Below are 19,752 nucleotides of genomic sequence, written 5' to 3'. Positions count from 1 at the left end.
GTACCTTGACAAGTCTGCCGCTGGCGCTCCACTATGTGCGGCATACCGATCAGTCGGTACCTATCGAAGGGTTGCTCATGACCGTCGATCAATCGGTGTCCACCGAGCGACGCGACCGTAAGCGCGTCGCCGACCTCGACCAGGGTGTGCTCGTCGGTGGCCTGGTCATTGTCCTGGCCGTCGCACTCGCGATCTTCGTCGACGGATTCGCCACCTCGGGAAACCTGGTCAGCATCGCGCTCACCGTCTCCGGCCTGGGCGTCTTGGCGCTCGGGCAGGCCGTCGTCGTCATCGGCCGTGGACTTGACCTCAGCATCATCGCGATCTACGGAGTCACCGCACAGCTGATCGCGAAGATGATGAGCGACGGCTCGCCGGAGATCCTCGCGATCATCGTCGCGATCCTCGCAGCGTTGGCGATGGGGGCGATCAATGGATTGCTCGTGGCGTACGTCGAGATACCCGCCATCTTCGTAACGTTGGCGACCTCGTTGCTCTACCTCGGGGCAATGCGGCTGTTCGTGTTCGATGGTTCGGTGTCCTTCAGTTTTTCCGATGAGGCGTCCATCGTGTCTTTCATCGGCCAGAGCCGAGTGCTTGGCATACCGGTCTCCACCATCCTGTGGGTGGTGCTGGCAGCGGTGTGCCTCTGGTTCGCGGTGAAGACGGTCGTTGGGCGCTGGATCTACGCCATGGGTGACAATCCGGCGGCCGCGGCGCTCACCGGTGCGCCGACCCGTCGGCTGACCGTGCTGACCTACGTCGTGTCGGCGTTTATGGGTCTGATTGCCGGTCTGATCATTACCGGCGGCGCCGGAACCTTCGACACCCGCGCGTTGAGCACTGGCTCGCAGCTGTACGACGTCCTCGCGATCGTGGTCATCGGCGGAGTGAGTTTCGCTGGGGGCCGCGGCAGTATCGCCGGCGTCGTAGCCGCCACGTTGTTCATCGGGCTCATCGTCAACGGGATGACATTGCTGAACTTCGACACCGTGCAGCAATCCATCGCCAAGTCGATCATCATTCTGGCCGCGCTCGTCGTCGATCGCTGGTTGCATCCGCCCAACGAGGAGACCGCTCGCGTCGGCGAGCTGTAGCAGGAGGTCTTTCATGTTTCGAAATCAGCAGGCCACGCAGGCCAGCCCGCCGAAGACCGGCGTACGCCGTGTTCTCATCTGCCTGATCGCCGTGGCCACGCTCCTGCTCGGCGCCTGTACGTCGACCGGGCCAGCGCCGACCTCGGTAGCCGATGTCGCTGAGGGCGGGGGATTACCGGATACGGCAAACCCCGATGAGGTGGCCGATTACGTGCACGAGACCCTCAAGGGAAAGAAGGTGGCCTACGCTGCGGGCGCCTCGGGATTCCCGCTGCAGGACGTCTGGCGCAATACGTTCATCGACTCGTTCGAGCAACTCGGCATCGAGTTCACCTACAACGATGCTCAGGCCGATCCGCAGAAGCTGGTACAGAACGCACAGACCCTGATCAATGACGATCCCGACGTGTTGATTCTGCACAACCAGGACCTGACCAACGCGGCGAACCTAATCAAAGACGCTCAGGCAAAAGGGATCTACGTGATCGTGATCAACCTGGCCTCGGTGGCGCAGTCCGATGCGTTCGTCGGCGGTAATTTCGGTCCGGCGCAAACCGCATTGGCCGAACGGATGTCCGCTGACTGCGCTGCCAAGGGCAAGAAAGACATCGCGATCATCCAGGGCTGGTCCAGCGATGGGTTATCAGTGCAGGCAGTTGACGCGTGGAAGGCGGTGTTCGAGGCCGAAGGCATGAACGTGGTCTCCGAACAGGCCGGTCAGTACGACCCCACCAAAGCCTTCAACATCGCCACCACGGTGCTCCAGCAACAGGACAACCTTTGTGGGTTCATCGGTGCGTGGGACTCGATGATGATCGGTGCCGCTAACGCGGTCGATCAGGCCGGGCTCGCCGGTGAGGTAGGCGTCTACACCAGTGACGCCTCGATCGTCGCGTGTGACGCTATCGAGGCGGGCACGATGACCGCGGCGGTCGACTACGGCGTGATGTCCTACGGCCCGACCATCGTGGCGATGGTGCAGTACTTCCTGGAGAGCGGCATCCCCGCGGGAACCACCAAGAACGCGGTATTCGCGAAGTACACCGTCATCGATGAGACGAACCTGCACGAATCCCAAGGTTCCTGCTATACCGGCGATTCCGTCTAGCCGCCGACCAGCGAAGGGAGACTTCTCATGGTGCGTCAGGTAGATGGTTATTCGCTGTCGAATCGCGGATTCAGCAGCCGATTTTCGGTGCAACGATCGCTGGCAGAGTTGCTTGGCAAACGCTGGATGGATGCGATCGCGCCGGTGATCCTGCTGATCGCCGTGATCGTGTACTTCGCGGTGACGACGCCGTCGTTCACCAATGCCAGCAATCTCGTCACGGTCTCGCAGACCCTCGCCGAGTATGGGTTCCTGGCGCTAGCGATGACGATCGTCATCAGCGGCGGTGGCATCGATCTGAGCGTCGGAGGCATCTACGCCGTCACCAACGCGGTCGCGGTGATCCTGTTTAAGATCCATCAATGGCCGACGCTGGTGGTGTTGGTCGCGACATTGGTGCTGGGCTCGTTGATGGGCCTATTCAACGGCGTCATCATCAGCGTGCTGCGTACTCGTCCGTTCATCACCACCTTGGTGACTTTGCTGCTGTTCCGCAGCATCGCGACGTACCTCGACAATGAATACTCACCGAAGGTGGCGATGTCGAGCCATACGGACTTCATCTGGGAACAGATGACGGTGGGTCGACTGCTGTTCCTGCCGCCGGCGCTGTTCATCTTGCTGGTCTCGGTCGTGGTCGCCCAGATCATCATCACTCGCACTCGTTTCGGGTGGCAGATCATCGCGATGGGGTCCTCGCGCACCGCGGCCAGACGAGCCGGCATGAAACTCAGCCGGCTCGGGGTCCAGACCTATGTGCTGTCAGGACTCTTGTCAGGTTTCGCCGGTTTCTTGGTCGCCACGCGACTTAGTAGTTCTTCGCAAACGACTGGTGCCGGGTACGAGTTCGTCGCGTTGACGGCCGTCATTATTGGTGGCATTAACCTGTACGGCGGACGCGGGACTGCGATCAAGGCGCTGCTCGGTGCCACGATCGTGGCGTTCATTTACCAAGGCTTGCTCGTCCAAGGGTTCGACGCGAACGCCTATAACGTCGTACTGGCCATCGCGCTGCTGCTCTTCGCGGCCTTCGACATCAAGTATGGCAAGAACCGCGGCAAGGTCATCCAGAAGATCTTCCTGGTGCCGTCATCGCTGAAGCTGGGCCCCCTGGAGAACATCAATGCCGAGGGCAGCGTGTGGAAACCGAACCGGAAGCTGACCGACGCACGCCCGATCGGCCTCGGCCAACTCGACGGGCCGGAGGACGTGATTCTGGACGAACAAGGACGCATCTATTGCGGTGACCGCCGAGGGTGGATCTGGCGATTTGAACCTGACGATCTCGATCACGGCGAGGTGTTCTGCCGTGTCGGTGGGCTGCCGCTCGGACTCGCGTGGGACGCCGATAAGAATCTGGTGGTGTGCGTCGGCGGTATGGGCGTCTATTCGATCGATCAGGACGGTAATGCGACTGCGGTATCAACGCAGACCGATCGCAATCCGTTCGCGTTACGCGATACCTCGGCGATCCGACTCGCCGATGACCTCGATATCGCACCGGACGGCAAGATCTACTACAGCGACGCCAGTACCCGTTTCGACGGCATCGAATACAACTTTGACGTGATGGAAGCGCGTCCGAATGGGCGGGTGATGGTCTTCGACCCGGCGACCGGAAAAACCTCCACGATCATCAAGAACATGTCCTTCCCTAATGGGGTGTGCGTGGCGCACGATGGTCAATCGGTGCTGATTTGCTCGACGATCCTCTCGCGGGTTGACCGATTGTGGATCGCCGGCGAGAAGGAGGGAACACTCGAACCGTTCCTGGAAAACCTTCCGGGACTGCCGGACAACATCAACCGTGCCGGTAATGGCGAGTACTGGCTGGCCTTCGCCGGAATGCGAACCCCCACGTTTGACCTCGCGTTGCAGGACGCTGGATTCCGGCGTCGCATGCTCAAGGAAATCCCACAGGATGAATGGCTCATCGCAAATATGAACACCTCCTGCGTGGTCCGGGTGTCGGAGACCGGTGAGGTGCTCGAATCGTTGTGGGACGAGACGCAGATGAATCACGCGCTGATCACCTCAATGCGAGAAAAGGACGGCTACCTGTACCTCGGTGGGCTGGTCAACAACCGGATGGGCCGCTACACGCTGCCCGACGCGGCGACTAGAACCGACCCGGTGCAGGCCTTGGCGCAAGACGGCGGAGGTGCACGTAATGGGTAGTCGTTGGTGGGCAGGGGTTAAGGAATTCTTGCGACCGAGTTCGGCGCCGGATCGTGCTGTGCCGGCGATGGACGGAGCGTTTGCACCCAATGATCAGCTCGACGAACTCACTGAGGCAATCGCCACGCACGATCCGCAGGACGTCGTGCACTACCGTGATGAGGTAGTGCTGGTCGCGGCCGGGCATCAGATCGAGGCGATTGATATCGGCGACCATTCGCGCCGCGTCGTGGCTGAACTGCCAGGTCTCGTCACCGGGATCCATGTCACCTCTCCTGGCCTGCTCGCGTGCGTGGACGGCCACGGGTTGGTGCGCGTGGACATCGAGTCCGGCGCCGTATCGACCCTCAGCCTCGACGAACGTGCCCACCGGCTGTCGGCAGTCGTGGAGTTGGACGGTCGAATTTTTGCGACGTCGTACGCCGCCGAAGGGACCTGGCACGACTGGCCGCGCGATCTGATGACCAAGGGCGCCTCGGGAGCGCTGCTGGAAGTACAAGAAGACGGGTCAGTGCGCACCTTGGCCGACGGACTAGCGTGGGCGTACGGCTTATGCGTAGCGGCAGACGGCACCCTGCTCTTTACCGAGTCGTGGCGGCATCGTGTGTGTACCTACGATCTGGGCTCCGGACGTACGGGGGTACTGCGCGAGCGACTGCCGGGCTACCCGGCGCGGATTCATACCGGCGGCGACGGTGAATTGTTGTTGACGATGTTTGCCGCTCGGACCCAATTGGTCGAGTTCGTCTTGCGGGAGGACGAGTACCGCACTCGGATGATGAACGAGATTCCGATGGACGACTGGGTTACCCCTGCGTTCCGCAAAACCGGTTCGATCCGGGCACCATTCCAACTTGGCGGCGCCGTCCACCTCGGTGAAGTCAAACCTTGGGCGCCATCTCGCTCGTACGGCCTGGTTGCTGTGCTTGATGCCGCTGGGGATGTTCGACTCAGCGCGCATTCGCGCGCCGGCGGCGTACGGCACGGGATTACCGCGTCGTGCGCGGTGGCCGATCGGCTCGTACTGGCCTGCTATGGCACCAGCGAGTTGCTCGTGGGCGCGATCGACATGGAAAGCAGGATGATCAGCTGATGTCTGAGATGAAACCCGCTACCGACGGCAGCGCCGATGCCGTGCTTCGGCTGGCCGGAGTCACGAAGCTGTACGGCGGCAACGCGGCGCTGACGTCTGTCGACTTCGACGTACGCGCCGGGGAGGTACACGCGTTACTCGGCGAGAACGGTGCGGGCAAATCGACACTGTGCAAGATCATCGCCGGCGCGGTCAATCCCGATGAGGGCTCGATGGAACTATCGGGTGCCACACGGACCTACACCCATCCCAGCGAGGCGCTGCGTGACGGCATCAGCATGGTGTACCAAGAGACCTCCTTAGTGCCGACGATGACGGTGGCGCAGAACCTGGAGCTCGGCGATGAACCACTCATCGCCCGGATGCGCAAGGTGAACATCAACGCGCGGCAGCAGCTGCAACGGCTGAACTTTCACGTCCCCGCTACCGCCTACGTGTCCACCTTGACCGGGGCGCAGCGTCAGATGGTGGAAATCGTCCGGGCGATGTCTCGCGACGCCAAGGTGGTGATCTTCGACGAACCGACCGCGTCGCTGACGCCTGAGGAGAAAGAGCAACTGTTCGGCGCGATTCAGCGCCTCAAAGAGTTCGGCGTGGCGATCATCTTCGTCTCGCATGCGTTGGAGGAATCGCTGCAGATCGCTGACCGCATCACCGTATTGCGCGACGGCGTGCTGCAGGCAACGCGTCCGGCCAGCGAACTTGATCGAGAACAGATCGTGGAACTCATGGTCGGACGGCCGATCGAGGCCCGGAGGGTGGAATCGGCGACGATACGTGAGCCCGGCGAAACCGTGCTACGGGTCGAGAACCTCACGATGGGCGCCGTGGTCAAGAACATGTCGTTCTCAGCCAGGGCCGGCGAGATCGTCGGAATTGCCGGACTAGTGGGCTCGGGTCGCTCGGAGACCGCGCTCATCGTGGCTGGGGCGCTGAAGCGTAACCGGCTCAACGGGGGAAAGATCTACCTACGCGGTAAGGAAGTCCGTTACCGGGTGCCTCGGCAGGCAGTTCGCGACGGAATCGTCTACATAACCGAGGACCGCAAGGTCAATGGCTTCTTCGAGACGATGTCGGTCAGCGCGAACATCTTCCTCGGTCACCTGTCGACGGCTCGGCGCGCGGCATTTCTGGCCAGCAGTCGGCAACGGCAGAGCGTGGCTGCACGGTTCATTGAGCGCTTCCGGATTCGCGGGACCAGCGCCGATGCGAAGGTCGTCGAACTGTCCGGAGGTAACCAGCAGAAGGTCGTCCTGGCGAAATCCCTGACTCACGACAAAGACCTGGTGATCTTTGATGAGCCGACGCGTGGTGTGGACGTCGGCGCGATCGACGAAATTCACACGTTGATCCGCGAGATTGCTGATTCCGGTGCGGCCGTGGTGGTGATTTCGTCATATCTACCTGAGATCATGGCGTTATCGGACCGGGTCCTCGTCGCGCGCGCCGGACGTATCGCCGCCGAGTTCCGGATCGAAGACGCAACCCAGGAACGCATTATGTTCGCGGCTGTGCACTAGTCGACCCGAACGAGGAGAGGACCGGCCCGACGTGGCTCAAGCAGAAGACTTCAAAGATCGCGCGCACACCTGGGCGCGCGATCAGTACGGCACGGACGTGACAATCGCTGGATTCGGGCCGATGCCGGGAAATTCCGGTCTGAGTTTCGGATTTGCGATCCAAGGTGCGGACGGCGTAACGCTCGAAGAGGTGGTCGTGCGACTGGCCCCGCCCGGCGTCAAACGCAGTGGCAATACCGACGTGCTGCATCAAGTACCGCTGCTTACGGCGCTGGAGCAGACCGAGGTGCCGGTCGCGCCGGTCCTCTGGCACGCATCAGAGGACAAGAGCCCGTTCGAGACAGACACGATGGTGCAGCGCAAGATGCCGGGTCGCTCGCTGAATATGTTCTCGGCCGATGCCGGTTCACCGCAGGTGTCGACGGAACTTCTGGTGGACAACGCTATCGGTGCCTTGGTGAAACTTCACCAGGTCGACGACTCGGCGTTGCGCGGAAGGTGGGATGACATCGTTCCGTTGCAGGATGATCTCGCGTACTGGTTCCGGCTGATCGACAAGGTCGGCGATCCAGAACTCCTGGATCTCGGCACTCGATTGCGCGACGCGCTCATCGCGCAGGAGCCGACGACGGATCGACGCGGAATCTTCCACGGTGACTTTCAAACCAATAACGTGCTGTTTGCCGACGATGGTTCGGTGACCGCGATCGTGGACTGGGAGATCGCGGGTATCGGCTACACCGGAGTCGACGTCGGCTGGATGTCGATGATGACCGACCCCTCGTACTGGGGACCAGAACATCAGGCCGGTATGCGATTGAAGGTTGACCCGGCTCGAATTCGCGCCACATATGAGACCCACGCCGGTCGGGCAATTCCGAGCTTCGACTGGTACGCCGCATACTCCGGATATCGGTTCGGGTCGATCGCGGGCTACAACCTGCGGTTGCATCGCACCGGACGACGTGTAGACCCGGTCTATGAAGTGATGGCTAGTTCGGTCCCGCAACTATTTCGCCGTGGGCTTGAGGTCCTCGGCGCCTGAATCCCAGAAAACAAGGAGAGCAGCAACTATGTGGAGTTTCGACACCGAGCCTGAGTTTCAGAAGGAACTCGACTGGATCGACCAGTTCGTTCGCGAGGAGGTGCAGCCGCTGGATTACGTGCTCGGGAGCCAGCACAACATTCACGACCCGCGGTTCAAAGAGTTAGTGCGCCCGCTGCAGGAGAAGGTGAAGGAACGCGGCCTGTGGGCCTGCCACTTGGGTCCGGAACTCGGCGGCCAAGGGTACGGTCAGGTCAAGCTCGCGCTGATGAACGAGAAGTTCGGTATGGCTCGGTTCGGGCCGATCGCGTTCGGCACGCAGGCACCGGATACCGGGAACGCCGAAATTCTCGCGCATTACGGGACTACGGAGCAGAAAGAGCGCTACCTCCGTCCGTTGCTGGACAACGAGATTGTCTCGTGTTTCTCGATGACTGAACCGCAGGGCGGCGCCGATCCCTTGGTATTCAAGACATCCGCCGTCCAGGACGGCGATGAATGGGTCATCAACGGTGAGAAATGGTTCGCGTCCGAGGCTGAGTACGCCGCGTTCTACATCATGATGGTGGTGACCGAACCGGAGGAGTCCAACCCGTACCGCCGGATGTCGATGTTCATTATTCCGGCCGAGACCCCGGGTATCGAGATCGTCAAAAGTTACGGCTTCTATGGCGAGCCGGATGACACGCATGGACACCTGAAAATCAAGGATGTTCGGGTTCCCGCAGAGAACATGCTTGGCGGACGCGGCGACGCGTTCGTGGTGGCGCAGACCCGACTCGGCGGCGGCCGGATGCATCACGCGATGCGGACCATCGCGCAGGCAACTCGCGCCTTTGAACTGATGTGCGAGCGGGTAATCTCCCGTGAGACCAAGGGTGAAGTGCTCAGCGCCAAGCAGATGGTGCAGGAACAGATCGCCGACAGTTGGATCGAACTGCGTCAGTTCCGACTATTGGTCCTGGAGACTGCATGGTTGGCTGATCAGGCGAAGGACTGGAAAGCGATCCGCAAGAACGTCTCGGCCGTGAAGGCAGTTATGCCGGGGATCCTGCGCAACATCGCCTCGCGTGCACTACATCTGCACGGCTCATTGGGTATCACGCACGATATGCCCTTCGCCGAGTGGGTGATCAACTCGTTCCATATCGGACTCGCCGACGGCCCGACTGAGGTACACAAGGCCCTGGTCGCGCGCGAGGTGCTCGGTGAGTTCTTGCCGGAGAAGGACCTGTTCCCGAAATACATGCGCGACGACCTCACTGCGGCAGCGCGCGCGAAGTTCAACATCACCGACTAATCAGCATCGGTTCATCGCCACGGTGAGCCCGAGTTGGTAATCATCGACTGAGGGAACCCATACGGGCCCCTCGGTCGATGCGTGAGGTTGAGGCGATACGCCGCGGCGGCTAGGTGTGGCGAATGGTCATACCGCCGTCGACGGGAATCACCGCGCCATTGACGTACGACGCCGATGGCAGGCAGAGATTGAGCGTCATCTGTGCGACCTCCTCGGGGATCCCGTACCGGCGCAGCGGAACACGTCGACGAGCGTAGATCTCCTTCGCCTCGTCAGGATGTCCCTTCGTCATCGGCGTATCGATAGGGCCCGGGCAGATGCAGTTGACGGTTACGCCCTGTCGGCCGAGTTCGACCGCCAGGCCACGCGTCAGGCCGGCGACTCCAGTCTTGGATGCGGCGTAACTAACGAGCCCTGACTGCGCCACGATCGCCTCTGTGCTGGCAATGTTGACGACCCGGGCGGCGTCCGACTTCAGCAGGTAGGGCAGAGCGAGGCGTACCAACTGTGCCTGGGAACTCAGGTTGACAGCGAGCACGCGATCCCATGCCTCGGTGAACTCGTCCTCTGGTTGGGTCAGCGCGTTAGGTCGACCCATACCGGCGTTGTTGACGACGATGTCGATCCGACCGCTCCACGTAGCGGCGGACTCGACGACCTTACGCAACTGGTCTAGGTCCGCGACGTCACATTCGGCACCCAGCGCCAGTTCGGCGCCGAATCGCGTGTTGATTTCGTCAACCACTTTCTGGACCCGGTCGGCGCCCAGGTCGGCGATGACCACCTTCGCTCCCTCGCTGGCAAACAGGTGTGCTGTCGCGCGGCCCATTCCGCTCGCGCCGCCGGTGATGATCGCGGTCTCGCCGCTGATGGATCGGTTGAGCAGCTGGGGAAGTTCGTCGTACTTGGTGGTGGCTTCAGCGGTCATTCGGATGCCTTTGTGTAGTGGACGGTCGGCTAATTACGTTGGACTCCACATAATCAGCCTCGTCCGTACAAGGTCAACTAGAGCCGGGCCGACCGAATCCTTTGCGCAACTGATCAAGGCGATCCTTGCCCGCTTGCTTGAGCCGGTCCAGATCCTGCGCCTCGTCGCGGCCGCGAGGCGATTCAGCGTCCAACACGGCATCCCCATCGGCAGTTGCCGCTTGTTTGTGGATGCGCTCCGCCACTGCGTCGAACGTCGGGACGCCGTCTTCGCTGTAATAATCCGCAGGCAGCGACGACTGTGGGGTGGGCAATCGATCGATGGCGGCATCAGCGGCATTCCACAATGCAGATGCCCCCGCGGCGAGCGTGCTCGAGGCCGATGCTTGCGGTGTGGCCTTCGCCGGGGAGGTCGACGGTGGCGGAGACGGTGCCGTGGGCGCGGTCGGTGGGCCTGACGTCGAGCCCTCGGCGTCCGGTGCGGAAGGGGTGGCCGCTGACGACGGCGTCGGTGTGGCTACGGCGGGAGCCAACAGTCGGATCCTGTTGCCGACAGGGTCGAGCAGCAGGGTGCCGGACCATGCAGACCGCCCACCGTCATATTCGGAGCCGCCGGCCGCCAGCAGAGCGGCCCGCATGGCGTCCAGATCATCGACCTGCATCGTCAACTCGAATCCACCACCGCTTGGTGAATGGTGAGCCGAGCCGCCGAGCAGCGACAGTCGCAAACCTCCGCGGTCGAGTTCGATCCGGTCGGTATCGCGATCGACCTCGATGAAGCCCAACGCGGCATAGAACGGGGCAATGACGCCTGGATCCGGCGTCTCAACGGTGAGTGTCGGGGTCTGGGACATTAAGCCTCCTGGTAACTACGTGACCTCGCCGTTGCCGTGCGGTCTGCGGCGAGTACGACGTCCAACTGGTGTCCAGTGTCGACATCGCAGATGTTTACGGACACGATTCCGTTGCTATCGAGGGCGTACCGCTCACGAATCCACGGACCGTTATCGCATCGCTCAACCCGCACCCGACTCAGATCGTGGTGCTCGCGCAATTCGGCGGCGAACGGGAACAGCACCTCGGCGTACGGCGATAGGTCGCCGGCCGGGTGGGCCTGCTGATCGACTCCGGAGTATTCGACGTATCGGAACCAGCCGACGTTATGCGCGGCCCGGTACTGGCGCTCCACGACCACGTCGGGGGAGATCCTCGTGCTTCGATCGAAAATCGGATCGAAGGCGATACGTCGCCCGTCCTCTGACTCGCGGAAGACCCCGAACCCGCGCGAGAGGCGGTCGGCCAGCGAGAAACCTGACTCGCCGTCGGCGGCGATCGCTAATCCGATGGCGGTGGAAGCCGTGGGGTAGGGCGATCGGTGGACCCGCCGTGGATACCGGGCACGCAGGACGCGCGGAATCGCCGGCAGACTGCTCGCGCCGCCGACCAAATAGATCCCGGCCAACTCACCGGTGCCACCGGTGGTGCTGATGAGATCTTCCAGCGTGTCCAGAGACTGGTTGATCAGCGGCGCGGCGTCCTGATAGAAATCCTCGAGCGCCACAGTGATGTGTCGCCCCGCGACGTCAACGCCCAGCCGACGCGACTGGGGGGTCACTTGCTCTTTCGCGGCGCGGCACGCGTCGATCAACTCAGTACGTGCGCGTGGTTGCATTTCTTCGAGTACTCGCTGCGTGGCATGTGCGGCGGTACGCGCCAACAACAGATCGAAATCGTCGCCGCCCAGATCGTTTACGCCGAGTGACTCGATGACCTCGTGCCGGCCGTCGCGCACTGCGACCAGAGACGCATCAAAGGTGCCACCACCGAGGTCGTACACCACGACGCGCGTGCGCCGGGAATTCAGCGTGCGCGACTGCCGATGCGTGTACTCGAAACCCGCCGCGGACGGCTCATTCAAGACGCCGGTGACGGTGAACCCTGCCTGGGTGAACGCCTCCATCGTCAGGAACCGCTGGGCAGTGTGCGCGTGCGCCGGTACGGCGATCACCGCATCAGGTGAGACGGCGCCGGACATCGCATCCTCGATGCTCGAGGCTGTCCGTAGCGACTCCAGCACCGCCCGAAGGTACCCGGTGAGAATGACCATCAGCGGGAACGACCGCGCACCGATGGTGACCGGTGAATCGGCGTGTACATCACCGCGGGCGAGCAGACGTTTGAACGAGCGCAGCGTCGGCGCGCCGCCCGCGGCGGCCTGTACCGCGGCGAACCCGAAGCGCAGCCGATCGTGCTCCAACGCCACCACCGCCGGCACATGGTCGTGTGCGTCTCCGTTGGAATCGAAGAAGGAGACAACGGGGTAGTTGCCGCGGTCGACGTACGCCACGATCGTGCGCGTCGTGCCGAAGTCCACGCCGAGGTGCATGGTCTCAGCCTAGGTGATTCCGGTGGTACGTGGTTTGCGAGAATATCGCCATCAGAACCGACGAAAGGGCAGTGCGTGATGTCGAGGAAGACCGTGCAAGGCAACTACTTCGAGGACTTCGCCGTGGGGCAGGAGCTCGTGCACGCCACCCCGCGGACCATCACCGAAGGGGATATCGCGCTGTACACCGGCCTGTACGGATCACGGTTCGCAGCGACCTCGGCCTCGACGTTTGCCACCACGATGGGCTTCGAGCGCATGCCGGTCGACAGTTTGCTGGCGTTTCACATTGTCTTCGGTAAATCCGTGCCAGACGTATCGCTGAACGCCGTCGCCAACCTCGGTTACGCCGCTGGCGTGTACGGCGCTCCGGTGTACCCGGGAGACACCCTGAGCACGACCTCAACGGTGATTGGGCTGAAGCCCAATAGCAATGGCAAGAGCGGCAACGTCTATGTGCGATCGGTCGGTAAGAACCAGCATGGTGAGACGGTCTTGGAGTACGTGCGCTGGGTCATGGTGCGCAAGCGTGACGAGTCCGCCGACGTCGGGGGCGCTCAACTCCCCGAACTGCCCGATGCCGTCGACGCCAGCGCGCTGAGCGTGCCGTTCACCATCGACACGGCCGCGTACGACACGACACTCGCTGGGTCGCCGTACCTCTGGGAAGACTACGAGGCCGGGGAGAAGATCGATCACGTCGACGGCATGACTATCGAAGAATCCGATCACATGCTGGCTACCCGGCTATACCAAAACACCGCCAAAGTGCACTTCAACCAGCATGCGCAGGGTCAGCAGAAAATCGGTCGCCGACTGATCTACGGCGGGCACATCATCAGCCTCGCCCGCGCATTGTCATTCAACGGCCTGGCCAACGCCCAGTTCGTCCTCGCTATCAACGGCGGCACCCATTCGAACCCGACATTCGCAGGCGACACCATCTACGCGTGGTCCGAGGTGCTGGAAAAGATCGAACTACCCGGTCGTTCCGATGCGGGCGCGCTGCGGGTCCGGACGGTAGCGACCAAGAATCAGCCATGCGCCGACTACCCGTTCAAGGGTGAGGACGGTAAGTACCTGCCGAACGTCGTACTCGACTTCGACTACACGGTCCTGCTCCCGCGGAACGCGTAGCCGACGGGGTAGCGACTACTTTCCGCCACGGTTGCGGAATTCGACCCAGCAGCGCTGCGGACCGCGGGCGAGCAGCGCGACGGAGTATTTCGAGGCCTGGTCTGCGCGCACGACGTACATCGCCTGCCAGGCGCCGCGTAACTCCCGATGCCCACGGCCGATCGGCTTCGCGCCAAACTGACTGCGCAGAGTCACTTTCGCTCTGCGTGTCGCCGGTGGGCCGGCGACATGTGCACCTGCGAGGCGAATGTGGAGTTCGTCGTAGCGGCCGTGGTACTTCGTCTCTACCGGGCCGACCGCGTCGAGGGCGTGATTGACGGATCTGAGCAGCCGGCGCCGCCGACGGCCGAGAGGAACCACAGCCAGGGCTCCTGCACCGATCGCCAACAGCCCAAGCGCAACACTCAGCGCGATCAACCCGATGCGGTCGCCCGTCGGAGAGTTCGTCTGGATGTTGCCACCCGCACCGATCCACAGCGTGACGCTCGCGCCTACCTGAGGCGGATCCTCACAGGTGGTGTACGCACCGCTCTGCTCGAGGCCGTCGCTCATCCACGTCACCGCAACGCTATGGCGCTGGCCACCACGGCAATTACCGACAGGCTGCACCGAGGTAACCTCGGCACTGACCTGCTCGGTGTCTCCAGCCAGGTGGGTGCGCATGCTGTCGCTGAGCAGGGGAAGCAGCAGCGGGATCAGGACACAGACGACGGTCACCGCTGCGATGATGGACCACCGCTTGCGCCCCCGCGCCGGGTCGGTGTGCAGGAAGTTGAGTTCGTCAGGCGTCAGTGCCGTGGGCGCGCTCGGCCACACCGGCGACGCTATGACTTAGGGCGACGGATCCAGCGGCTCGTCGAGGCAACGTCTTCCACCGGCATCCCCGCCTTTGCCCACCCGGTGAAGCCTTCCTCGACATGCGCAACGTTGCCGAAGCCCATGTCTTTGAGCGCCTTAGCTGCGAGCGCAGACCTTCCGCCGCCGGCGCAGTAGAGCACGTACCGCTTGTCCGCGGTGAAGTAGTCGCGGTAGTACGGAGACTTCGGGTCGGCCCAGAACTCGAGCATTCCTCGCGCGACGTGGGTGGATCCTGGGATCGCGCCGGAGTCGACACGCTCCTGGATTTCGCGGATATCGATGACCATGACGCCGTCCTCGTTGGCATCGACAACGGCCTTGGTCTGATCAATGCTCAGGTTTTCCAGGTCCTTCTTAATCTCCTCGACCTGATCCCATACCGACCGGATCTCACCCTGCTCAGCCATGTTTTGCTCCTCACTGGACTGCGTGCGGCCGGCGGCGCCGGCAGCCGATTCACTATCACTGCACCTCCGAACCTACCTGCGCTGCAGCAGCACCATCACTTCGTGGTGGTCGGTCTGCGGAAACATGTCGAACAGTCGCGCAGCACGGGCGCGATACGACGGCATAGCGTCGAGGTCTGTGGCCAGTGACGCGGCGTTGCAGGAGGAATAGATGATGTGGCTGACCGTGCTGTGCTCGAGCCACGCAGCCAGATCCCCGACCCCTCGACGTGGCGGATTGACGACGACAAGGCCGGGCGCGCCGTGTTGCGCAGCGAACGACAGGGAGTCGGCCGCGACGAACTGCGCATCGAGTTGCGCGTCGGCGGCGCTGAGGCTGGCGCTGGCGATCGCTTCGCCTGATGTTTCCACCCCAGTGACCGCAATGCCTTCAGCAGCGAGGTGAAGGGCGAACCCGCCCACGCCGCAGTACAGGTCCCAGGCGTCCGGCGGCCGGTGGTTGGCCGCCCACGAGGCCGCCTGGCGGTAGAGCGCCGCGGCGATATCCGTGCTGGTTTGGAAGAACGATTGGGGGCGCACGTGCATCGTGATGTCGTTGAGGCGCATCGACAACGTTTCACGCTCGGTGAGCGGGATCTCGCGATCACCCTCCAACACTGCTCTATGCTCCGGCAGAATATTCGCCGACACGGCGACAATCGCTGGGCACGCCGCGAGCAGACCGGGCAGGTATTTGCGGATGCGGGCAATCGGCTCTTGCGAGCGCAAGACGAAGCGCAGCATCACCTCGCCGTCAGGTGAGACGGTGACCAGTAGGTTCTTCAGTTCACCGCGTCGGGTAGCCAGGTCGTACGGCGCGAGTCGAGCCGTCGTGATGAAGGTGGCGAGGTCGGCGAAGGTATACGCCAGCGCGGGTTCGTAGAGCCCGCAGTCGCGCAGATCGACCCCGAGTCCGTGATCCAGGATTCCCAGCGTCGGTGTTGCGATGGTGCCACCGATAGCCAACTTCGCCTTGTTACGGAAGCCCGATTCGGTGTTGCGGTACGGCGCCAGCCACATCTGCGGGTCGATATGCGCGGCGAGGACCCCGCGGACGGCCGCGTCTTTGCGCCGCAACTGCTCCTCGTACGGCGTCCCCATGAGGGAGCAGGAGCGGCACGCGTTGGCGTCGAAGTAGTCGCATTGCATAGCAGCATCAGGGTACGGCCGCGGCGTACGCTGACTTCCATGAGCATCCCGGTCAAGGTCGAAGACCTCGCGAAGGCCCTGGACGACTTCGATACCGCTTACTTGTTGTCTGTCGGAGCCGCCGGCGTCAAGGTGGTGTGCGTCGAGGTCACGGTCGATGAGGATGGCGTGCACATCCCTACGCAGAGCAAGGGGACCGCCGGTAATATCGCGCAGAATCCGGCCGTCACGTTGTTATGTCCGCCGCGCGAACCGCGCGGTTTTACCCTGCTCGCCGACGGTACGGCGCGGGTGGACGGCGAGGGTTTTCTGATGACGCCGCGCACCGCCGTACTGCACCGCCCGGCGTCACACGCAGATGCGCCGGTGGACGCCGAGGGATGCGGCCAGGACTGCGCACCAGTCGAGTGACGCGCGTCGAGTAGGCAGAGTTTTGCAATGCAAGCGGGGAGCGGTGTCAACGCTGCTCGGTCGCGTCAGTAGCAGCGATGCGACCGCCCGCGATCCAGCCGATCGCCATCGCCACGGCCGCCGTACCGCCGCTCGGATGGTGCGGCAGCACTGACAAGTCGGCGATATGTAGCCCCTCGGTACCACGCACTCGCAGGTCGTGATCGACCGCAGCATCGGCATCGGGACCCATCGCGGCCGAGCCGACAGCGTGATAAATCGACGATCCGGGACCGTCCAGCCCAGCGTGATCGACGCCCGTGACCAATTCCCGCAGTTCGCCGGTGGCGGCGATCCGACGTAGCGCAGCGAGCGTGGCCTGCTGCGCGTTCTGGTCGTGCACGGACAACGGCTCCGAAGCGTCGATGATGGGCTCGGCAAACGGATCAGCCGGATTGACGTGTACCGACACGCTGGTCGTGGAGCGCAACGGGTATCCGGCGAGCAGCATGCCTGGGTAGTCTGCCGGTCGCAAGATGCCGCCTGAGGCGAGCGCGAAGGGCGCGATCAGCAGTTGAGTGTCCACGGCGGCGCCACCGAGAGCCATGAGCGCGACGGCGTCGTAGGCGGGCCGCGCGATCGCGCCGCCGCGACCGAACGCGTACCGAACCGCGTGACGCGCAATCGCCTTATTCGATCCGAGCTCCATCGCATCCGCGACGTCCGAACGCAGCCGCAACTGCAGCCCGACGCCGCGCTGCTCGGTGATTCGATCCCCGAGCCGCGGACTAGCGACGCGCAGCGGGATTCCGGCGGCGTGCAGTACGTCGGCACGACCGATGCCCGAGCGTTCCAGCAGCACGGGTGTCTCGATCGTGCCTGCGCACACCACGACGTTGCGTGCGTGGATCTCGCGGTGCGTATTTCCACGGCGGACCCGAGCGCCGATGATCCGAGATCCCTGCCATAGCAGGGTTTGCGCCGTCGTCCCCGGTAATACGCGCAAGTTTGGGCCGGCCGATTTCAGCAGTACCGCCGCGCTGCGCCGTACACCTCGGTGAATGGTTGCGGGCATCGCGCCGGCTCGTGGACCCTCGAGTGCGTTGATGTCCGCGACGATCGGGACTTCGGTGGCGGCCACTGCCGCCAGTGCGAGCTCATCGAGTGCGTTGAGCGTCGAGCGGCTCGGACGCAGACGTGCCTCGATTTTCTCGAATGCATCACCGAATGCCGACCAGCCCCACCCCGGGTTCCCCGCGAACTCGATCTCCTCGTACGCCGCCGCCTCACCGCGGACGTACATCATTCCGTTCACCAGTGTCGAACCGCCGACACCGCGTCCACGTACCCAGTACCCGACGTCTGCGTCGCGCGGGCCGAGGGTTGGGTAGCTGGTCAGGGCAGCCGAGCGCAACGCAAACGGCATCGCCCGTGGCACGTGCGTTGCCGCAGGGGCGTGGCGTCCGCCAGCCTCCAGTAGTAGCACCTGCGCCCGCGGGTTCTCGGCAAGGCGACTGGCCGCAGCACAACCAGCCGCGCCGGCGCCGATCACCAGGAAGTCGAAGATCATCGGGTCCATCGTGCCAGGTGGCGACGGTGGCGCAGCACCGCACAGGCTGGGAGGATCGAGGAATGGGACAGTTAACGGCAACCGAGATACGCGCGGCGGACCTGCCCGATTGGCGCTACCTTGCCCGCGAATTGCATGCGCGGTTCCGCACTGGCGACTTCGTGACCGGCGCCGCGCTCGTCGCTGACATCACCGTGGCCGCGGAGGCAGCCAATCACCATCCAGACCTGAGCCTGAGTTACCCGTACCTGGACGTGCGGTTGATGAGTCACGACGTTGGAGCGGTCACTGAGAGAGATCTTAACCTCGCGGCGCAGATCAGTCAGATCGCGGCAGCGAAGGGGATCGCCGCCGACCCGCGGGTGCTGACCGAACTAGGCGTGGTCCTGGATGCAAGTTCGCACGGCGCCGTCGGCGAGTTCTGGGCCGTGGTGTTGGCCGGCTCGCGCGATGCGCTCGTCGAAGACATGATCACCGATCCGCACGGGCGAGTGCCCCGGTTGTGGTTGCAAGCCACCGAACCGCACCCCGAACCGCGCCAGCGCTTCCATTACGACCTCTGGGTAGCGGAGGACACGCTGGATGAGCGGATCGCCGCGGCGCTCACGGCCGGCGGCGTGATTGTCGACGACCAGCACGCCCCAGCTTTTGTCGTCCTCGCCGATCCCGAGGGCAACAAGGTATGCCTGTGTACCCAAGCGGGCCGGGGCTAGGAGTTTTCCTGGCCCACTACGCTAAGGGCATGTCTGATCGGGCCAAAGTACACGTGACGACGGTCGCCGGGCACGGACCGACGATCGCGTTCTTACATGGACTGTACGGGCAAGGCAAGAACTTCCTGAGCGTTGCTAAAGCACTCGCGCCGACCTATGGATCGGCGCTCATCGACTTACCGAACCACGGCGAGTCCGCGTGGACCAAGAGTGTTGACTACGTCGACATGGCCGACACGGTCGCCGCAACGCTGCGCGAGCGAGTCGGGCGAACCAGTGTGATCGGCCATTCGATGGGCGGCAAGGTCGCGATGGTGATCGCATTACGCCACCCGGATCTCGTCGAGCGTCTGGGCGTCGTGGATATTGCTCCGGTTGAGCACGCCGATATGTCCGAGTTCAGGCACTACCTCGACAGCCTCGCTGCAATCGATCTGGACCAGGTCGCCACACGTGCGGATGCCGACACGACCCTCGCGAGCATGGTGCCGAACGCGACGATCCGTGGATTCCTGTTGCAGAACCTCATTCGTTCCTCGAGCGGCTTCACCTGGAAGGCGAACCTGGATGTGCTGCGGCGTGATCTGGTAAATATCGGCTCGTTTCCGCAGCATCTCGCCTCGTACGACGGGCCGGTGCTGTGGGTATCAGGGGGAAAGTCGAACTATGTCCGCGCCGAGTACGGCGAACGCATGCGCGAATACTTTCCGGCGGTACGCAAGGTCGTGGTTAAAGGCGCCGGACACTGGGTTCACTCCGAGCAGCGCGACACGTTCATCGCCACGCTGAGATACTTCATGGAGCACACCGCACCACACGTCGAACGGACTTGATC

Annotated in this window: 18 protein-coding genes; 11 read left to right on the top strand and 7 right to left on the bottom strand. The window is 63.1% G+C overall.

Features of this window, described 5'->3' with window-relative positions; genetic code table 11:
• The first annotated feature begins 77 nt into the window (after window positions 1-77).
• From E1H16_RS09530 to E1H16_RS09500, 7 genes are read left to right on the top strand one after another with little or no spacing between them, the layout of a single operon-like run.
• Window positions 78-1,097 carry an ABC transporter permease gene (locus E1H16_RS09530; RefSeq protein ID WP_134323446.1) on the top strand — a complete coding sequence of 340 codons (1,020 nt, stop codon included), beginning with the start codon at window positions 78-80 and terminating at the stop codon, window positions 1,095-1,097.
• A 13-nt stretch (window positions 1,098-1,110) separates the two neighbouring features.
• Entirely contained in the window at window positions 1,111-2,205 is a 1,095-nt protein-coding gene (locus E1H16_RS09525) for a sugar ABC transporter substrate-binding protein (RefSeq protein WP_134323444.1), read from the top strand.
• 27 nt (window positions 2,206-2,232) lie between these two features.
• On the top strand, window positions 2,233-4,383 hold the full coding sequence (locus E1H16_RS09520) for an ABC transporter permease (protein WP_134323442.1): 2,151 nt from the start codon (window positions 2,233-2,235) through the stop codon (window positions 4,381-4,383).
• Window positions 4,376-5,476 carry an SMP-30/gluconolactonase/LRE family protein gene (locus tag E1H16_RS09515; protein ID WP_134323440.1) on the top strand — a complete coding sequence of 367 codons (1,101 nt, stop codon included), beginning with the start codon at window positions 4,376-4,378 and terminating at the stop codon, window positions 5,474-5,476. The genes E1H16_RS09520 and E1H16_RS09515 overlap by 8 nt, the downstream gene beginning before the upstream one ends.
• Window positions 5,476-6,996, top strand: a complete 1,521-nt coding sequence (locus E1H16_RS09510) for a sugar ABC transporter ATP-binding protein (protein ID WP_134323438.1) — start codon at window positions 5,476-5,478, stop codon at window positions 6,994-6,996. Before E1H16_RS09515 ends, E1H16_RS09510 begins: the two co-directional genes overlap by 1 nt.
• Before the next feature lie 31 nt (window positions 6,997-7,027).
• Window positions 7,028-8,041 carry a phosphotransferase family protein gene (locus E1H16_RS09505; RefSeq protein WP_134323437.1) on the top strand — a complete coding sequence of 338 codons (1,014 nt, stop codon included), beginning with the start codon at window positions 7,028-7,030 and terminating at the stop codon, window positions 8,039-8,041.
• Between the two features lie 28 nt (window positions 8,042-8,069).
• The gene (locus E1H16_RS09500; RefSeq protein ID WP_134323436.1) at window positions 8,070-9,341 is read left to right on the top strand and encodes an acyl-CoA dehydrogenase family protein; all 1,272 of its coding nucleotides are present in this window, start codon (window positions 8,070-8,072) and stop codon (window positions 9,339-9,341) included.
• Between the two features lie 109 nt (window positions 9,342-9,450).
• Here the strand turns inward: E1H16_RS09500 and E1H16_RS09495 are convergent, their stop codons facing one another.
• From E1H16_RS09495 to E1H16_RS09485, 3 genes are all read right to left on the bottom strand, one after another.
• Window positions 9,451-10,269 (bottom strand): SDR family NAD(P)-dependent oxidoreductase, encoded by an 819-nt coding sequence (locus E1H16_RS09495; RefSeq protein WP_134323435.1) that lies wholly within the window; start codon window positions 10,267-10,269, stop codon window positions 9,451-9,453.
• Between the two features lie 73 nt (window positions 10,270-10,342).
• Window positions 10,343-11,122, bottom strand: a complete 780-nt coding sequence (locus tag E1H16_RS18380; RefSeq protein WP_166741690.1) for a VOC family protein — start codon at window positions 11,120-11,122, stop codon at window positions 10,343-10,345.
• Complete coding sequence (locus E1H16_RS09485) at window positions 11,122-12,654, bottom strand: Hsp70 family protein (RefSeq protein WP_134323434.1); 1,533 nt, start codon at window positions 12,652-12,654, stop codon at window positions 11,122-11,124. The genes E1H16_RS18380 and E1H16_RS09485 overlap by 1 nt, the downstream gene beginning before the upstream one ends.
• Window positions 12,655-12,732: 78 nt before the next feature.
• Here E1H16_RS09485 and E1H16_RS09480 point away from each other — a divergent pair, with 78 nt between their 5' ends.
• Window positions 12,733-13,791 (top strand): MaoC family dehydratase, encoded by a 1,059-nt coding sequence (locus E1H16_RS09480; RefSeq protein WP_134323432.1) that lies wholly within the window; start codon window positions 12,733-12,735, stop codon window positions 13,789-13,791.
• A 15-nt stretch (window positions 13,792-13,806) separates the two neighbouring features.
• Here E1H16_RS09480 and E1H16_RS09475 read toward each other — a convergent pair whose 3' ends face one another.
• From E1H16_RS09475 to E1H16_RS09465, 3 genes are all read right to left on the bottom strand, one after another.
• On the bottom strand, window positions 13,807-14,607 hold the full coding sequence (locus tag E1H16_RS09475) for a hypothetical protein (RefSeq protein WP_134323430.1): 801 nt from the start codon (window positions 14,605-14,607) through the stop codon (window positions 13,807-13,809).
• An 8-nt stretch (window positions 14,608-14,615) separates the two neighbouring features.
• Window positions 14,616-15,056 carry a rhodanese-like domain-containing protein gene (locus E1H16_RS09470; RefSeq protein ID WP_134323428.1) on the bottom strand — a complete coding sequence of 147 codons (441 nt, stop codon included), beginning with the start codon at window positions 15,054-15,056 and terminating at the stop codon, window positions 14,616-14,618.
• 72 nt (window positions 15,057-15,128) lie between these two features.
• Window positions 15,129-16,244, bottom strand: a complete 1,116-nt coding sequence (locus E1H16_RS09465) for a methyltransferase domain-containing protein (RefSeq protein ID WP_134323426.1) — start codon at window positions 16,242-16,244, stop codon at window positions 15,129-15,131.
• Window positions 16,245-16,283: 39 nt separating this feature from the next.
• Between E1H16_RS09465 and E1H16_RS09460 the strand changes: the two genes are divergently transcribed.
• Window positions 16,284-16,655, top strand: coding sequence for a pyridoxamine 5'-phosphate oxidase (locus tag E1H16_RS09460; RefSeq protein ID WP_134323424.1), 372 nt, complete (start codon window positions 16,284-16,286; stop codon window positions 16,653-16,655).
• A 46-nt stretch (window positions 16,656-16,701) separates the two neighbouring features.
• On the opposite strand, the gene E1H16_RS09455 is transcribed toward E1H16_RS09460, so the two are convergent.
• Window positions 16,702-18,213 (bottom strand): GMC family oxidoreductase, encoded by a 1,512-nt coding sequence (locus tag E1H16_RS09455; protein ID WP_134323422.1) that lies wholly within the window; start codon window positions 18,211-18,213, stop codon window positions 16,702-16,704.
• A 53-nt stretch (window positions 18,214-18,266) separates the two neighbouring features.
• On the opposite strand from E1H16_RS09455, the gene E1H16_RS09450 reads away from it, so the two are divergent.
• Together E1H16_RS09450 and E1H16_RS09445 are read left to right on the top strand one after the other, a co-directional pair.
• Window positions 18,267-18,917, top strand: a complete 651-nt coding sequence (locus E1H16_RS09450) for a 4a-hydroxytetrahydrobiopterin dehydratase (RefSeq protein ID WP_134323421.1) — start codon at window positions 18,267-18,269, stop codon at window positions 18,915-18,917.
• Window positions 18,918-18,946: 29 nt separating this feature from the next.
• Complete coding sequence (locus tag E1H16_RS09445; RefSeq protein WP_134323420.1) at window positions 18,947-19,750, top strand: alpha/beta fold hydrolase; 804 nt, start codon at window positions 18,947-18,949, stop codon at window positions 19,748-19,750.
• Window positions 19,751-19,752 lie beyond the last annotated feature (2 nt).

The organism is Cumulibacter soli (assembly GCF_004382795.1).
In the GTDB taxonomy this organism is placed as follows: Bacteria; Actinomycetota; Actinomycetes; order Mycobacteriales; family Antricoccaceae; genus Cumulibacter; species Cumulibacter soli.
This window is presented reverse-complemented; position numbering and strand designations above follow the sequence as displayed.

Excerpts from the sequence above, each read along its gene's own strand:
- E1H16_RS09530 (WP_134323446.1), top strand. The coding sequence starts at position 78 with ATGACCGTCGATCAATCGGTGTCCACCGAGCGACGCGACCGTAAGCGC.
- E1H16_RS09525 (WP_134323444.1), top strand. The coding sequence starts at position 1,111 with ATGTTTCGAAATCAGCAGGCCACGCAGGCCAGCCCGCCGAAGACCGGC.
- E1H16_RS09520 (WP_134323442.1), top strand. The coding sequence starts at position 2,233 with ATGGTGCGTCAGGTAGATGGTTATTCGCTGTCGAATCGCGGATTCAGC.
- E1H16_RS09515 (WP_134323440.1), top strand. The coding sequence starts at position 4,376 with ATGGGTAGTCGTTGGTGGGCAGGGGTTAAGGAATTCTTGCGACCGAGT.
- E1H16_RS09510 (WP_134323438.1), top strand. The coding sequence starts at position 5,476 with ATGTCTGAGATGAAACCCGCTACCGACGGCAGCGCCGATGCCGTGCTT.
- E1H16_RS09500 (WP_134323436.1), top strand. The coding sequence starts at position 8,070 with ATGTGGAGTTTCGACACCGAGCCTGAGTTTCAGAAGGAACTCGACTGG.
- E1H16_RS09495 (WP_134323435.1), bottom strand. The coding sequence starts at position 10,269 with ATGACCGCTGAAGCCACCACCAAGTACGACGAACTTCCCCAGCTGCTC.
- E1H16_RS18380 (WP_166741690.1), bottom strand. The coding sequence starts at position 11,122 with ATGTCCCAGACCCCGACACTCACCGTTGAGACGCCGGATCCAGGCGTC.
- E1H16_RS09485 (WP_134323434.1), bottom strand. The coding sequence starts at position 12,654 with ATGCACCTCGGCGTGGACTTCGGCACGACGCGCACGATCGTGGCGTAC.
- E1H16_RS09480 (WP_134323432.1), top strand. The coding sequence starts at position 12,733 with ATGTCGAGGAAGACCGTGCAAGGCAACTACTTCGAGGACTTCGCCGTG.
- E1H16_RS09470 (WP_134323428.1), bottom strand. The coding sequence starts at position 15,056 with ATGGCTGAGCAGGGTGAGATCCGGTCGGTATGGGATCAGGTCGAGGAG.
- E1H16_RS09465 (WP_134323426.1), bottom strand. The coding sequence starts at position 16,244 with ATGCAATGCGACTACTTCGACGCCAACGCGTGCCGCTCCTGCTCCCTC.
- E1H16_RS09460 (WP_134323424.1), top strand. The coding sequence starts at position 16,284 with ATGAGCATCCCGGTCAAGGTCGAAGACCTCGCGAAGGCCCTGGACGAC.
- E1H16_RS09455 (WP_134323422.1), bottom strand. The coding sequence starts at position 18,213 with ATGGACCCGATGATCTTCGACTTCCTGGTGATCGGCGCCGGCGCGGCT.
- E1H16_RS09450 (WP_134323421.1), top strand. The coding sequence starts at position 18,267 with ATGGGACAGTTAACGGCAACCGAGATACGCGCGGCGGACCTGCCCGAT.
- E1H16_RS09445 (WP_134323420.1), top strand. The coding sequence starts at position 18,947 with ATGTCTGATCGGGCCAAAGTACACGTGACGACGGTCGCCGGGCACGGA.